General features: G+C 69.7%; 15 protein-coding genes and 1 pseudogene. 6 read left to right on the plus strand and 10 right to left on the minus strand.

The features are described from left to right. Window positions 1-2: 2 nt before the first annotated feature. The 5 genes and pseudogenes from TU31_RS39500 to TU31_RS01970 form a co-directional block, all read right to left on the minus strand. Window positions 3-1,283: a hypothetical protein gene (locus TU31_RS39500; RefSeq protein WP_245698428.1), complete on the minus strand. Its 1,281-nt coding sequence runs from the start codon at window positions 1,281-1,283 to the stop codon at window positions 3-5. A gap of 108 nt (window positions 1,284-1,391) precedes the next feature. Beyond that, a pseudogene (locus TU31_RS39505) lies at window positions 1,392-1,538 on the minus strand (hypothetical protein); the annotation flags it as partial. A 137-nt stretch (window positions 1,539-1,675) separates the two neighbouring features. Next, window positions 1,676-1,816, minus strand: a complete 141-nt coding sequence (locus TU31_RS39510) for a hypothetical protein (RefSeq protein ID WP_245698377.1) — start codon at window positions 1,814-1,816, stop codon at window positions 1,676-1,678. 446 nt (window positions 1,817-2,262) lie between these two features. Continuing rightward, the gene (msrA, locus tag TU31_RS01965; RefSeq protein ID WP_042147897.1) at window positions 2,263-2,976 is read right to left on the minus strand and encodes a peptide-methionine (S)-S-oxide reductase MsrA; all 714 of its coding nucleotides are present in this window, start codon (window positions 2,974-2,976) and stop codon (window positions 2,263-2,265) included. Between the two features lie 207 nt (window positions 2,977-3,183). Beyond that, a complete protein-coding gene (locus tag TU31_RS01970; RefSeq protein WP_042147900.1) occupies window positions 3,184-4,344 on the minus strand; it encodes a hypothetical protein in 1,161 nt (386 codons plus the stop codon). Window positions 4,345-4,544: 200 nt separating this feature from the next. Between TU31_RS01970 and TU31_RS01975 the strand changes: the two genes are divergently transcribed. Next, a complete protein-coding gene (locus tag TU31_RS01975; RefSeq protein ID WP_042147905.1) occupies window positions 4,545-5,705 on the plus strand; it encodes a cystathionine gamma-synthase in 1,161 nt (386 codons plus the stop codon). 24 nt (window positions 5,706-5,729) lie between these two features. Here the strand turns inward: TU31_RS01975 and TU31_RS01980 are convergent, their stop codons facing one another. From TU31_RS01980 to TU31_RS01990, 3 genes are all read right to left on the minus strand, one after another. Then, window positions 5,730-5,978 carry a hypothetical protein gene (locus TU31_RS01980; RefSeq protein WP_042147908.1) on the minus strand — a complete coding sequence of 83 codons (249 nt, stop codon included), beginning with the start codon at window positions 5,976-5,978 and terminating at the stop codon, window positions 5,730-5,732. Further along, complete coding sequence (locus TU31_RS01985) at window positions 5,975-6,487, minus strand: sigma factor-like helix-turn-helix DNA-binding protein (protein WP_042147910.1); 513 nt, start codon at window positions 6,485-6,487, stop codon at window positions 5,975-5,977. Before TU31_RS01985 ends, TU31_RS01980 begins: the two co-directional genes overlap by 4 nt. Window positions 6,488-6,628: 141 nt before the next feature. Next, the gene (locus TU31_RS01990; RefSeq protein ID WP_042147913.1) at window positions 6,629-7,129 is read right to left on the minus strand and encodes a MarR family winged helix-turn-helix transcriptional regulator; all 501 of its coding nucleotides are present in this window, start codon (window positions 7,127-7,129) and stop codon (window positions 6,629-6,631) included. 209 nt (window positions 7,130-7,338) lie between these two features. Here TU31_RS01990 and ilvA point away from each other — a divergent pair, with 209 nt between their 5' ends. The 3 genes from ilvA (at window position 7,339) to TU31_RS02005 (ending at window position 10,868) form a co-directional block, all read left to right on the plus strand. Further along, window positions 7,339-8,613, plus strand: coding sequence for a threonine ammonia-lyase (gene ilvA, locus TU31_RS01995; RefSeq protein WP_042147916.1), 1,275 nt, complete (start codon window positions 7,339-7,341; stop codon window positions 8,611-8,613). Window positions 8,614-8,901: 288 nt separating this feature from the next. Further along, the gene (locus tag TU31_RS02000; protein ID WP_042147919.1) at window positions 8,902-9,993 is read left to right on the plus strand and encodes a daunorubicin resistance protein DrrA family ABC transporter ATP-binding protein; all 1,092 of its coding nucleotides are present in this window, start codon (window positions 8,902-8,904) and stop codon (window positions 9,991-9,993) included. Next, a complete protein-coding gene (locus TU31_RS02005; RefSeq protein ID WP_181018512.1) occupies window positions 9,990-10,868 on the plus strand; it encodes an ABC transporter permease in 879 nt (292 codons plus the stop codon). The genes TU31_RS02000 and TU31_RS02005 overlap by 4 nt, the downstream gene beginning before the upstream one ends. 151 nt (window positions 10,869-11,019) lie before the next feature. Here the strand turns inward: TU31_RS02005 and greA are convergent, their stop codons facing one another. Both greA and TU31_RS02015 read right to left on the minus strand, forming a co-directional pair. After that, entirely contained in the window at window positions 11,020-11,517 is a 498-nt protein-coding gene (gene greA / locus TU31_RS02010) for a transcription elongation factor GreA (RefSeq protein ID WP_042147922.1), read from the minus strand. A gap of 375 nt (window positions 11,518-11,892) precedes the next feature. After that, a complete protein-coding gene (locus TU31_RS02015) occupies window positions 11,893-12,303 on the minus strand; it encodes a DUF4307 domain-containing protein (RefSeq protein ID WP_042147925.1) in 411 nt (136 codons plus the stop codon). Window positions 12,304-12,434: 131 nt separating this feature from the next. Here TU31_RS02015 and mca point away from each other — a divergent pair, with 131 nt between their 5' ends. Together mca and TU31_RS02025 are read left to right on the plus strand one after the other, a co-directional pair. After that, window positions 12,435-13,307, plus strand: coding sequence for a mycothiol conjugate amidase Mca (gene mca, locus TU31_RS02020; RefSeq protein ID WP_078885506.1), 873 nt, complete (start codon window positions 12,435-12,437; stop codon window positions 13,305-13,307). A 4-nt stretch (window positions 13,308-13,311) separates the two neighbouring features. Then, window positions 13,312-13,563 (plus strand): RAMP4 family protein, encoded by a 252-nt coding sequence (locus TU31_RS02025; RefSeq protein ID WP_042147933.1) that lies wholly within the window; start codon window positions 13,312-13,314, stop codon window positions 13,561-13,563. The last annotated feature ends 274 nt before the right edge of the window (window positions 13,564-13,837 follow it).

Raw genomic sequence — 13,837 nt, forward strand, 5'->3', positions numbered from 1 at the left:
CTCTACGAAAGGGACGCTACCGCTGTTGGGGTCTCACCGTTTTGGGCTTGGCGGGCTCGTTCGTCGATCATCCTCGTAAAGGCAAGCAGCACATTTGTGTCGAGTTCACGGGTGCCACCTCCGTAGACGATGCGGGAAACAACCGTGCCGGCTCGGTTGATCGAAGCCATCTGATAGGTCGTTGCGTTGCCTCGGAAGCCCTCCGTGGCAAAGGCGGCAGTCTGCTCCCCCACAGCGCTCATCGACATAGCTCGGCTCTGCAGGCCATCATCGGTGGGCTCAGCTGCGCCGGTTAGGAAGTCTTTATAGCCCGCTTCAGCCGCTTTCTCTGTGCGGTACGAAAGGACACGGAACACCGCAACGTTGTTGACGCCCGGGTCGGTGAAGGTGACCCTGCTTTCCCACAGGAGTCCGGCGCAGGAAGTGGTGCAGGCTTTCCCTGAGAAGGTGTCAGCAGGTGTCTTCAACGACCAGCCACTCAAGATACTGTCTACGCCAGGCAGAACCGCTTCGAGATGACCTCTCTCGGTGATCGGCAACTTCTTGCGCGCTGTTCCCCCGCCCCCGCCTGACAGAGCACCCGGATTCGACCCATTCCCCCCTGATGCACCCAAGGAGGACGGCTTATCAGTGCCGTCGTCGGTAAGCCCTCTCACCCCTTCATATAGAAGGAGGGCGATGAGTACGGCCAGGGCTGCAACGATGGCGGTCAGCGAGGCCCGCACTCCGGGGGTGTTCTGGAGTGTTACGGGGCCGATAGTAATCGTGCTCTTCTTGACGCCACCCCCGATGGTGATCGTGTTGATGTCCGATCCGGCCCTGACGTGCGTCGGCTGCAGCACCTCCAGCAGCTTTCTCGCAAACTCCGGGTCGCTGGTGATCGCTGTTGCGAGGTATGCGCGGGCTTCCTCTTGAACGCCAGGTGCGGACGGCGCCTCGTCGAGCTGTGCGAGTGTGGCGCTTCCCCCGCCTGAGGAACTGAGGCGCTCACGCGCCAGGCGCCGAACTTCATCCGTAGCCGCGGTGCCAAGCCCAGTGCCAGCGCCGCTTGCTAACCCCGTGAGTGCCGACATGACCACCGACGCCAACCCATCCGCTTCCATGCTTCTCCCCCACCGATGGACGCTGAGCAAGCCATGATTGCCGCACAAGAGGGCTATCAACAAGCCCAGACCGTTTTTAGGAAGGTGGTGGTGTGTTCCGCCCAGTGGTTCCTTCTGGGCCTGGCGGTCCCGCCGGGCACCGGCGGCGTGCTGATGGGCCCGGCAGATCGTGGAGTCCACGCCGGCCTCCCAGTTGATCAGTTTGGCCGTGTCCGTCCTGGCCGACAGCCTGGTCAGGACCCTGGCCCAGACCCCATCGCGCTGCCAGCGACGAAAGAACCGGTAGTCCGTCTGCCACAGACCGTACGCCGATGGCAGGGTCCGCCACGGCGCACCGGTCCGTACCGCCAGCGAATCCCGTCGATCAATCGCTGCCGACCCACCGACGGCCTGTCCAGCACCGCGACCGGCAACAACGTCTCCGGCACCGCCCACTCGTCATCTGACAGATGCCCTCGCCCCACACTCAGATCATCACGACACGAAGCGAGACAGTTCTAAAACACGGCCTAGTAGTCATGGGGCTCCATTTGCCGACCCCGATGCTTGCGTCGCGTACCCTTACACGTTGGTCAGTGGATGACCACGCCGGGAACGAGGGCGACCAGTCCGGAGATGAAACTGCCGATTCCGGCGAGGGTGACGACGGTGGCTTTGCCGTCTGAGAACAGTCCTGAGCAGAAGGCCCGGACTTGGCGGCGGACGATCAGCATCTTGAGTTTCTGCCAGCGGTGTTGCCGGATGTGGCAACCGAGAAGGAGCCCCGATGCGTTGTTGCGGCAGCCGTCTTCGCGCCCTCGAACCGGTGCGCCACATGTGACCGGTGCTTGGACGGCGCACCAGAGTAGGACGACGGCTGAGAGTATGATCACCACTGCTGGCCCGGCTGCCCTGTTGATCCAAGCTGCGATCAGTAGGACGCCGGCCAGAACTCCCCACCACTGCCCCAAGCCACCAAGATTGCTCCGCCTCGCCCCCGAAGATGCCATGCCTTGATTCGTGGCGTGCTGTGGGCGAAGCATGCTTCGGAAGGGGCCATTGGCTCAAAGGGGCCTCAGGGTGGCTGGGAGTCCATGGCATCGGACCCGGCGGTGTGCCGCCCCGGCCTTCGTATGAGCCACTGATGGGATGACGCAGCTCTACCAAGCTGTGCTGCTGTCTACTCCTTCGTCGCGTCCGGCGCCGGCGCGATGCCCGTCGGGCAGGACCGTCCCCAGTTCGTCTCCGACGGGGCACTTAGCTTGACCCCCGTCCCCCCGATCCCGCAGTACCCCGTCGGGTTCTTGTCCAGGTACTGCTGGTGATAGCCCTCCGCCGGGTAGAACGGGCGGCCGGTGGCGGGGAGGATTTCGGTGGTGATGTCGCCGTGGCCGGCGTTGTGGAGGACGGGGCGGTAGGCGTCGCGGGAGGACTCGGCGGTCTGCTGCTGGGTGGGGGAGTGGGTGTAGATGGCGGAGCGGTACTGGGTGCCTACGTCGTTGCCCTGGCGGAAGCCCTGGGTGGGGTCGTGGGACTCCCAGAAGAGCTTCAGGAGGGTGGTGTAGGGGACGACCTTGGGGTCGTAGACGACGCGGACGGCCTCGGTGTGGCCGGTGTGGCCGCTACAGACCTCTTCGTAGGTGGGGTTGGGGGTGTGGCCGCCCTGGTAGCCGACGAGGGTGGTCCAGACGCCCTCGGTCTGCCAGAACTTCCGCTCGGCGCCCCAGAAACAGCCCAGCCCGAAATCGGCGATCTCCAGGCCGTCCGGGTACGGGCCGAGCAGCGGGTTGCCGAGGACGGTGTGCCGGTCGGGGACGGCGAAGGCCCGCTCGGGGCGGCCTTCGAGTGCCTCCTCCGGGGTGGGGAGCTGGTTCTTGAAGCGGGAGAACAGCATGGGGATCAGGCTCCTGGGGAGAGGAGAAGGGACGACCTGGCTGGGGCTGGGGCTTTGGACGCTGTGCGGTCGGCGGTCGGCGGTCGGCGGTCGGCGGTCGGCGGTCGGCCGTCAGCGGTCCGTGGCGTGCGGGGTGCGGTGACGGCGGGCGGTCAGGGTGCACTCAGGGGAACATCCGCGGAGCGGGGGGCATTCCGGTCGGCGGGGTCAGCTTCCGGAGGGTGGGAAGCCCGCGGAGGTGCCGCCGAGCTGTTCCCAGCCGGCGATGGCCAGGGCGCGGTAGGCGGCGTACTCGGCGGCGGGGCTGTGGCCGTAGGACCAGGGGACGGCGCCCACGTGGCCGTCGACGAGGCGGAGCTGTTCCATGGCCTCGGCGTAGCGTTCGGCGCGTACCAGGAACCAGACCAGGAGATGGCGGACGTGCGGGGCCATGGGGTGGTCGGCGGGGGCCTCGCGGAGGGCGAAGTGGGCGCCCTCGATGGCGCGCTCGACGACCGCGCTCTGGTAGAGGCTGCGGACCATGTTGGCCTCGGGGAGGTGCTCGTAGACCGCGAAGAGGGGGAGGGCCGGGAGGAGGGTCCCCTTGGGGGCGGCGGCCGCGGCGCGCTCGGCGAAGGACTCGGCCTGTTCGCGGGAGCCGTGCCACTTCTGCGACCAGTAGGGGAGCGCGGCGAGGTGGGCGCCCATGTGCTGCGGGGCGCGCTGGGCGACCTTGGACCAGAGCTCTTCGTAGTCGGCGGGGCGGTCGTGCAGGCCGCGGGCGATCGCCAGCTCGGTGATGTACGGGATCGGGCTGCCGGGGGCCAGCAGCGCCGCTTCCCGGCAGACCGTACGGGCCTCCTCCAGAATCATGCGGAAGTCCTGGGAGCCCGGGTCGCGCAGCGCCTGCACGACGAGGAACTGGGCGTGCGTCTGGGCACCGCCGGGATCCTTGGGCGCCTCCGAGCGCCAGGTGCGCAGCCAGATCCCGCCGGTCCGCCCGCCGTCGCCGTACCCGGGGCCCGTACCGCGCCGCTGCTGCTCCGACGCCTCCTCCGCGGCCAGCTCGAAGGCCGCGGCACCGGCCAGTGTCTGCACCCGCTGCCAGCGGCGCTCCCAGTCGTCGCCGGTGGACTTCAGCAGCTCGGCCGCCGGGCGCCAGTCATGCGTGCGGCGCATCTCGGCGAGCGCGTCGGCCAGTTCCTGGTCCGGGCCGGGCAGGCGTACGTCGAGCTGCTCCAGCGGTACGAAGCCGTAGCCCGCCATCGGGTCGGAGGCCACCACCAGGCCCTGCCGGGTGTGCTGTACGGCCCGTCGGCGTCGCATCCAGGGCAGGAAGACGAGACCGCCGAGCGCGAGCGCGGCGAAGAGAACCAGCAGAGCGTCCATGTGGAGTGTCCTGTACCTGAAATTCTTGTAACGGCTGCCTGGGAGCTGCGGTGGGGCGGAGACGTGGGTGGCGGGGGCGATGGGCGGTGTGCGACGGGCGGTGAGGGGAACCGCTGTGCGGATCCTCGTCTGTATCCACTATCCAGCCAACCAGAAAGTTCCGGAAAGTTCGGTTGCGCGGACGACTACCCTCGGCAGGCATGAGCGATCAGCGCGAAGAGCGCCACCAGCATTTTGAAACCCGTGCCATCCACGCAGGTCAGGAGCCTGATGAGGCGACCGGTGCGGTGGTACCTCCCATCTACCAGGTGTCCACGTACAAGCAGGACGGTGTGGGCGGGCTCCGCGGCGGCTACGAGTACAGCCGCAGCGCCAACCCGACCCGTACCGCCCTCGAAGAGAACCTCGCAGCCCTGGACGGCGGCCGCCGCGGCCTCGCCTTCGCCTCCGGCCTCGCCGCCGAGGACTGCCTGCTGCGGACCCTGCTGACCCCGGGCGACCATGTCGTCATCCCCAATGACGCCTACGGCGGCACGTTCCGTCTCATCTCCAAGGTCGTCGAGCGCTGGGGCGTGGAGTGGTCGGTGGCCGACACCTCCGACCCGCAGGCCGTGCGCGCCGCACTGCGGCCCCGTACGAAGGCGATCTGGGTGGAGACGCCCAGCAACCCGCTGCTCGGGATCACCGACATCGCGGCGCTCGCCGCCGTCGCCCGGGACGCCGGGGTCAAGCTCGTCGTCGACAACACCTTCGCGAGCCCCTACCTCCAGCAGCCGCTCGCCCTCGGCGCCGATGTGGTGGTCTACTCCACGACCAAGTACATGGGCGGGCACTCGGATGTGGTCGGTGGCGCCCTGGTCGTCAACGACGACACCCTGGGTGAGGAACTCGCCTACCACCAGAACGCGATGGGCGCGGTCAGCGGCCCGTTCGACGCCTGGCTGGTGATGCGCGGCATCAAGACGCTCGCCGTCCGTATGGACCGGCACAGCGCCAACGCGGAGCGGATCGCGGAGCTGCTGAGCTCCCACAACAAGGTGACCCAGGTCTACTACCCGGGGCTGGCCGAGCACCCGGGCCACGACGTGGCCACCAAGCAGATGCGGTCCTACGGCGGCATGGTGTCGTTCCGGGTCGCGGGCGGCGAGCAGGAAGCGGTCGAGGTCTGCAACCGGGCCAAGCTGTTCACCCTCGGTGAGTCGCTGGGCGGCGTCGAGTCGCTGATCGAGCACCCGGGGCGGATGACGCACGCCTCGACGGCCGGGTCGCTGCTGGAGGTCCCCGGCGACCTCGTGCGCCTCTCGGTCGGCATCGAGTCCGTCGACGACCTGCTGGCCGACCTGGCACAGGCGTTGGGCTGACGGCACCAGCGCCGGCCCTGCCGTTCACCACCCCTCCGTGCGAGGGGTGGTGTGGGCCGGCGGGGGCAGCCACGGCTGGGTCGTGGCTGCCCAGACCAGTGCCGCCAGCACGAGGAGCGCGAGCAGCCGGCCGAGGCGCCGTGCCCGCCTGCGGTGGATCATCAGCCGCCGGCCGCGGGCGGTGGCGCGCGCGGCCAGATCGGTCGGTACGAGCGGATGCGGTCCGGCCAGCATCCGCCGTACCTCGGTCTCCTTGCGGTCGGCGGGACTCATGGGGCGGTGGGTTCCGGTGTGGTTCCCGGTGCCGGTGCGGAGTCCGCTTCCGGGAACGGGGCCGGTCCGGGGCGGCGGCTGCGCATCTCCCCGAGGGCGTGCAGGCACAGCGCGTGCACCCGCTCGGCGGGCAGGCCGAGTTGGGCGGCGGTCTGTTCCTCGGCCACGCCCTCGTGGAACCGCAGGACGAGCACCAGCCGCTCCTGCGGGGACAGCCGGTCCAGCAGCCCGCCGCGCGGCCGGCGGTGGCGCCGGGCGGTGTGCGCGAAGACGGCGGCCAGCTCCCGGCGGGTGTGCGCGTACGGATCGTCGCCGCGCAGCCGGTCCCAGTCGGCGTACGTCCGCGACAGCGCCCGGAGCAGCAACTCCTCGGCGGCCGGGGCGGGCCGGGTGGCGGGCTCGCCGGTCAGCAGGGTGGCGGTGTGCAACAGCCGGCCCGCCGCGCCCGCCACGAACCGCTCGAACTCCCGGGCGCGGCGGCGCTCCTGCTCCGGCCGCCGCTCTCGCACCGCGCCTCCCGGATGACGGACGCACGACTCCTGGGCTCCTATAGCACGGCAGTACGGCCGGCCGGTCAAGAGGCGGGACGGGCCGGGCGGCCTCGCCGGGGCGAGCTCCGGGCCCGCGTCACGTCAGCCGGTGCGCCGGCGTCAGGACGTCGGGCCGGCCGGCGTCAAGGACGCGGTGATGTCGCAGAGGGAGGCGTTGAAGCGCGTCAGGAGTGTGGTGAAGGCGGCGCGCTCCTCCTCGGACCACTGCTCCGTCACCAGGGCCATCAGCGCACGGCGCGAGGTGCGCACCTCCTCCAGACGGGCGTGCCCGCGCTCGGACAGCTGGAGCACCACGGCGCGGCCGTCCTCGGGGTGGGTGGCGCGGCTGACCAGACCGGAGTCGACCAGCGGGGCGACCTGCCGGGTGACCGTCGAGGAATCGATGCCCATACCGGCGGCCAGGGCCTTGACCCCCATCGGGCCTTCCTGGTCCAGGCGGTTGAGCAGCAGATACGCGGCGCGGTCCATGGAGTTGCGCGCCTGTCCGACGCCGCCGAGCCGGCTCTGTTCTGCACGGCGGGCGAAGACGGCCACTTGGTGCTGTAGCGCGTCGAGGAGAGCGGGGTCGGTGTGGGTCGTCATGTCCGAAGAGGTGGGCATGGCCGGGAGCTCGCTTCGGTGGAAGTGCGTATGGATGGGAGGACAGCGTACGCGGACCCGGCGCGGAGCGTACCTGCGCTGCCCATTCCGATAACGCCCCGTAGCCCCGGGCGGTCGTACGGGGCGCCGCCGTACCCCCGCCCGCCGCGTGCCTGATCACCATTCGGGCAGAAAAGGCCCTCCGGTGGGCGAACTGCGAGACTGGCGGCATGGCCGACCACACGCCGCGCACGCCGCAGGAGACCGCCGCCGCCGCCGCGCTTCCCGCGGAGGGTCCGGCGGCCGCGATCACGGTCGATGACATCCGGGCGGCGCACAAGATGCTCTCCGGTGTCTCCCGGGCCACCGCGATGGAGGGCAGCCGCTATCTGTCCGGGCTGGTCGGCGCGCCCGTGCATCTGAAGTGCGAGAACCTCCAGCGCACCGGCTCCTTCAAGATCCGTGGCGCGTACGTACGGATCGCCGGGCTCTCGGCACAGGAGCGGGCGGCCGGTGTGGTGGCCGCGAGCGCGGGCAACCACGCCCAGGGTGTGGCGCTGGCGGCGTCCCTGCTGGGGGTGCGCTCGACGGTGTTCATGCCGGTCGGCGCCCCGTTGCCGAAGGTGGCCGCCACCCGTGAATACGGGGCGGAGGTACGGCTCCAGGGCCATGTGGTGGACGAGACGCTGGCCGCCGCCCAGGACTACGCGCGCGAGACCGGTGCGGTCTTCATCCACCCCTTCGACCACCACGACATCATCGCCGGGCAGGGCACGGTCGGGCTGGAGATTCTCGAACAGTGCCCGGAGGTACGGACCATCGTCGTCGGGGTCGGCGGCGGCGGGCTGGTGGCCGGGATCGGGCTCGCGGTGAAGGCGCTGCGGCCGGATGTGCGGGTCGTCGGGGTGCAGGCGGCGGGTGCGGCCTGCTATCCGCCGTCGCTGGCGGCCGGGCGTCCGGTGGCGATCGAGGGGCTGTCGACGATGGCCGACGGCATCAAGGTCGGGCGGCCCGGCGAGGTGACCTTCGGGATGGTCGAGGAGCTGGTGGACGAGGTCCGTACGGTCACCGAGGACCAGCTCTCCAGTGCGCTGCTGCTGTGTCTGGAGCGGGCCAAGCTGGTGGTGGAGCCGGCCGGGGCGAGCCCGGTGGCGGCGCTGCTCGCCGACCCGGAGTCCTTCGAGGGGCCGGTGGTCGCGGTGCTGTCCGGCGGCAATGTCGACCCGCTGCTGATGCAGCGCATCCTGCGGCACGGGATGGCCGCCGGCGGGCGCTATCTCTCGCTGCGGCTGCGGCTGACGGACCGGCCGGGGGCGCTGGCAACGCTGCTGGGGGTGCTGTCGGTGGCCGATGCGAACGTCCTCGATGTGGGCCATGTGCGTACGGATCCGCGGCTCGGTCTGACCGAGGTCGAGGTGGAGCTGCATCTGGAGACCAAGGGGCCGGCGCACTGCGGCGAACTGCGGGCGGCGCTGCGCGAGGCGGGGTACTTCGTCACGGAGTGAGCCTGCCGCGACGGATGCGGCAAAAGGGATGGGGCCATGGGGCGTCACGGGTATACCGTGGCGCCCCACACGCGTCGGCGGACGTCCGTTTCCCTCCGCTTCCCTACGCCCCCGCGCGGGAAAATCAGCAAACTGTATCGCGATGTATCGCGTCTGTGGCGTAGCATCCCGACTGCGGGGTGCCGGTGCGTCATGGCGCCCCGTTGCGGACAAATGCCCACAGAGCAGGCATAGACCGCCAACCGTAATATTCGACCTGGAACTGACCCAAGTCATGGGAGTACCCCTATGCCAGGCGCCATTTACGCCGAAGGTCTGGTCAAGACCTTCGGCGACGTGAGGGCACTGGACGGCGTCGACCTCGACGTCCCCGAAGGAACCGTCCTCGGAATGCTCGGCCCCAACGGTGCCGGCAAGACCACCGCCGTACGGGTCCTGACGACCCTGCTCCAGCCCGACCGGGGCAAGGCGGTGGTCGCCGGGATCGATGTGCTGGCCCACCCCGACAAAGTGCGGCGCTCCATAGGTCTGTCCGGCCAATTCGCCGCCGTCGACGAGTACTTGACCGGCCGCGAGAACCTGATGATGGTCGGCCAGCTCTACCAGATGAGCGGGCGCGACGCGAAGCGCCGAGCCGCTGAACTGCTGGAACGCTTCCATCTCGGCGATGCCGCGGACCGCACCGCCAAGACCTACTCCGGCGGTATGCGCCGCCGGCTCGACCTCGCGGCCGCATTGGTCGTCAGCCCGCCCGTGATGTTCATGGACGAGCCGACCACCGGCCTGGACCCCCGTAACCGCCAGGGTCTGTGGGACGTCATCCAGGAACTGGTCGCCGGCGGTACGACCCTGCTGCTCACCACGCAGTATCTGGAGGAGGCCGACCACCTGGCCCACGACATATGCGTCGTCGACCACGGCAAGGTCATCGCCCGCGGCACCTCCGACCAGCTCAAGGCACGCACCGGCGGCGAGCGCGTCGAGGTCGTCGTGCACGCTCCCGAGCACCTCACGGTCGCCGACGAGGTCCTGCGCGGCTTCGGCAAGGGCGAGGGCACCGTCGAACCGCACACCCGCAAGCTCACGATCCCGGTGACGGGCGGCGCCAAGCTGCTCGCCGAGGTCATCCGCGAACTGGACCTCCGCGGTGTGGAGATAGATGACATCGGGCTGCGCCGCCCGACCCTCGACGATGTGTTCATCTCGCTGACCGGCCACGCCGCCGAGACCGCGGACGCCAACGGCAACGGCGCGGACGCCGCGGACGCCGGCCCGGCCGACGGGGGCTCCGTCGGCAGGCAGAAGAAGCGCAGGAAGGCCGGAGCGCCGGCCGACGCCCTCGACGCGGACGTGACGACCGACAAGGAGGGCGTGAAGTGACCACGGTGACCGAAGCGGCCGACACCGCCCCCGTCCAGCCCCCGCGGCCGCGCGGCGGCTTCAGCCGGTCCGTACGCGACTCCCTGGTGGTCGCCAAGCGCAATCTGATACGGATGCTGCGCATTCCCGAAGTGGTGATCTTCGGGCTGATCCAGCCGATCATGTTCGTGGTGCTGTTCACGTACGTCTTCGGCGGTTCCATCAACATCCCCGGCGCCCCCGTGGGCGACGCCCAGGCGTATCGCGAGTTCCTGATGGCCGGGATCTTCGCGCAGACGGTCACCTTCGCCACGGCCGGTGCCGGCGCGGGTATCGCCGACGACATGCACAAGGGCCTCATCGACCGGTTCCGGTCGCTGCCGATGTCCCGGGGTGCGGTGCTCACCGGACGGACCCTCGCCGACCTCGTGCAGACCGCGCTGACGCTGGTGGTGCTGGCGATCGTCGCGCTGCTGATCGGCTGGCGCACCCACGAGAGCCTCGCCGAGGTGCTGGCCGGCTTCGCGCTGCTGCTCCTGCTCGGCTACGCCTTCTCGTGGATCGGCGCGCTCATCGGCCTCTCGGTGCGCACGCCCGAGGCGGCCACCTCCGGCGGGCTGATCTGGCTCTTCCCGCTGACCTTCATCTCGAATGCGTTCGTGCCGGTCAACGGCATGCCGGCGTTCCTCCAGCATGTCGCGGAGTGGAACCCGTTCAGTGCGACGGTGGCCGCCGCCCGGGAGCTGTTCGGCAACACCATCGACCGGGTGCCGAAGTCGGTGACCGGTGCCTGGCCGATGGAGCATCCGGTGGTGGCCTCGGTGATCTGGTCCCTGCTGATCATCGCGGTCTTCCGGACGCTGGCCGTCCGCAAATACCGGTCGGCCGCGGCCTGAGCGGGCGGAACGGCCCCCGGCGGGCCCTGCGGCTCAGGGCGCAGGGGAGCCGGGCGGCGTACGGCCCGGCGGTGTCCAGCGGTGTCCAGCACGGCGAAGCGGCCCGGAGCATCACGCTCCGGGCCGCTTCGACGTCTGCGGTGTCTCGGCCTCAGCCCGTGTACGGCTTGGCGTCGAGGATCTTCACGGTCGCCTTCTTGCCGTTGGGGAGCTCGTACTCCGCCTCGGCGCCGACCTTCTTGCCGTTCACGCCGGTGCCCAGCGGCGACTGGGGGGAGTAGGTCTCGATGTCCGAGCTCGCGTACTCCCGGGAGGCCAGAAGGAACGACAGCGTGTCGTCCGGGTCCCCGTCGAACGCGATGGTGACGACCATGCCGGGAGCGACCACGCCGGTCTCGGCAGGGGCCTCGCCGACCTTCGCGGTCTGGAGCAGCTGGGTGAGCTGGCGGACGCGCAGCTCCTGCTTGCCCTGCTCTTCCTTGGCCGCGTGGTACCCGGCGTTCTCCTTCAGGTCACCTTCCTCGCGGGCGGCCGCGATCTTTTCGGTGATCTCGGCGCGTGCGGGACCAGACAGGTGCTCCAGCTCGGCCTTGAGCTGGTCATACGCCTCCTGGGTAAGCCAGGTGACGTTCTCGCTGGTCTGGGTCACAGGTGCTCCTCGTCGGTACTGGGGATAAATCAAACGCCCTACCAGGAAGGTTTGCGCCTTCACAGGTGGGCGAAACCACGAGCCTAACAATTCCGGCACAAAACGGGGAAGAGGAAATTCACAGCGACCGCACAGCAGCGCATCATCCCTGCTCAGAGGCGGTTACGACACGCCCTGTGCCGGCTGTGGCCTAGGCGACACGGGTGGGGCGGGCGGTGCGGTTGACGCGGCTGGTGGGGGTGTGACCGGCGGGCCGGCGGGGGTGTACGGAGGCGTGTGGGGCGGGCGGTAGTGGCGTGAGGGGCCGGGTGGTCGGCGGTGGGGCTCGCGGGGGGGGGGGGGCGGGCCGTCGGTGGCGGTGGCGCGGTGGCGGGGTCAGCCCGTACCGGACGTCGTGCAGCCGACGAGCACGGCATTGGTCGCCCGCTTGGTCGTCCGCAGCGTGACCTCGGTGTCCACCTGGCCCGTGCGCTGGTCGACGGTGATGTCCTTACGGCCGACCTCGGAGCCGTCCTCGGCCTGCGAGCGGAGCGTGCACACGCCCTTGGCGTCGGTGTCCTTGACGACTTCGAGATGGACCTTGACGGCGTGGTCGGAGACCGCGTCCCAGGCGATCACACGGCCGCTGAGGTCCTGCCCCGTGATGTAGGAGACACCGGACCAGCCGATCACGCCCAGCAGCGCGACGCCGAGCACCGCGCCGATGATCTTGAGCTTGCGGTCCGCGCGCTGATCCGCGGAACGGCCGTAGCGTCCGTCGGGGAGCCCGTCGCGCACCGCGGTCATGATCAATCCTCCTGGATACGGGGACCTCACTCATGAACCCCCGGGGGGTCCCCGCCCCTGGGAATACAGCGCCCCCTCGCTTCGGTCACTATAGGAGGCATCTTCTCCGGCCCTTCATTGAGGATCGAGTCTTGACTGAGCAGCTGCGATTGATGGCGGTTCACGCCCACCCCGACGACGAGTCGAGCAAGGGTGCGGCCACCATGGCCAAGTACGTGTCCGAGGGGGTGGACGTGCTGGTCGCCACCTGCACAGGCGGTGAGCGAGGATCCATCCTCAACCCCAAGCTCCAGGGCGATCCGTATATCGAGGAGAACATCCACGAGGTACGGAAGAAGGAAATGGACGAGGCCCGGGAGATCCTGGGCGTCAAGCAGGAGTGGCTGGGCTTTGTCGACTCCGGGCTGCCCGAGGGCGACCCGCTGCCGCCGCTGCCCGACGGCTGCTTCGCTTTGCAGGACGTCGAGGCGGCGGCTGAGCCCCTCGTCCGCCTGATCCGGACGTTCAAGCCGCAGGTCATCACGACCTACGACGAGAACGGCGGCTATCCGCACCCGGACCACATCATGACCCACAAGATCACGATGGTGGCCTTCGAGGCGGCCGGCGACCCGGAGAAGTACCCCGAGGCCGGTGAGCCCTGGCAGCCCCAGAAGCTCTATTACAACCAGGGCTTCAACCGCCCCCGTACGGTCGCGCTGCACGAGGCGCTGCTGGCGCGCGGGATGGACTCGCCCTACGGCGAGTGGCTGGAGCGCTGGAAGCAGTTCGAGCAGCGTGAGCGCACGCTGACCACTTATGTCCCGTGCGATGAGTTCTTCGAGATCCGTGACAAGGCGCTGATCGCCCACGCCACCCAGATCGACCCCGACGGCGGGTGGTTCCGGGTGCCGATGGACATCCAGCGCGAGGTCTGGCCGACGGAGGAGTACGAGCTCGCGAAGTCGCTCGTGGACACTTCCCTCCCCGAGGACGACCTCTTCGCGGGCATCCGCAACAATTGACCCCATGATGAGCGCGACCAGCACCCTCGCCCTGACGCACTTCGTCACCCTTGCCGACAGCTTCGACAAGAACAAGGTGACCCCCGGCGTCCTCGGCTTCATCGTCTTCGCGGTCATCGGCGGCGCCGTGTGGCTGCTGATGAAGTCCATGAACAAGCACATGAAGAAGGTGGACTTCGAGGAGCAGCCGGAGGGCGGCGAGGCAGGCACCACCGCCTCCGCCGCCGCGCCGGCGGCCGAGCCGAAGACCAGCTGAGCGCGGGGCCTGCCGGTCCGCCCACGACGAGGACCGCTCGGCCCACGGGCCGGCCGCTCCGTGCGGACCGGTCGCTCCGTGGAGCCCCGGTGGTCCGCAGAGACCGGGTGGCGGTCGACGGCCGGCCGATGGACACGGCCGGCTGACCGGCCCGGCGGCTCGTCGGTCCGAGCGGCCGGCGAGCCGGGCCCGCGCGCCGTCGGGGCGTCACCGCGCACGTCCGCGGCGGTGCGCCCCGGCGTACCCGGCATCGCTTCCTGCATCTCCGGCATCG

Source organism: Streptomyces lydicamycinicus (assembly GCF_000829715.2).
Taxonomy (GTDB): domain Bacteria; phylum Actinomycetota; class Actinomycetes; order Streptomycetales; family Streptomycetaceae; genus Streptomyces; species Streptomyces lydicamycinicus.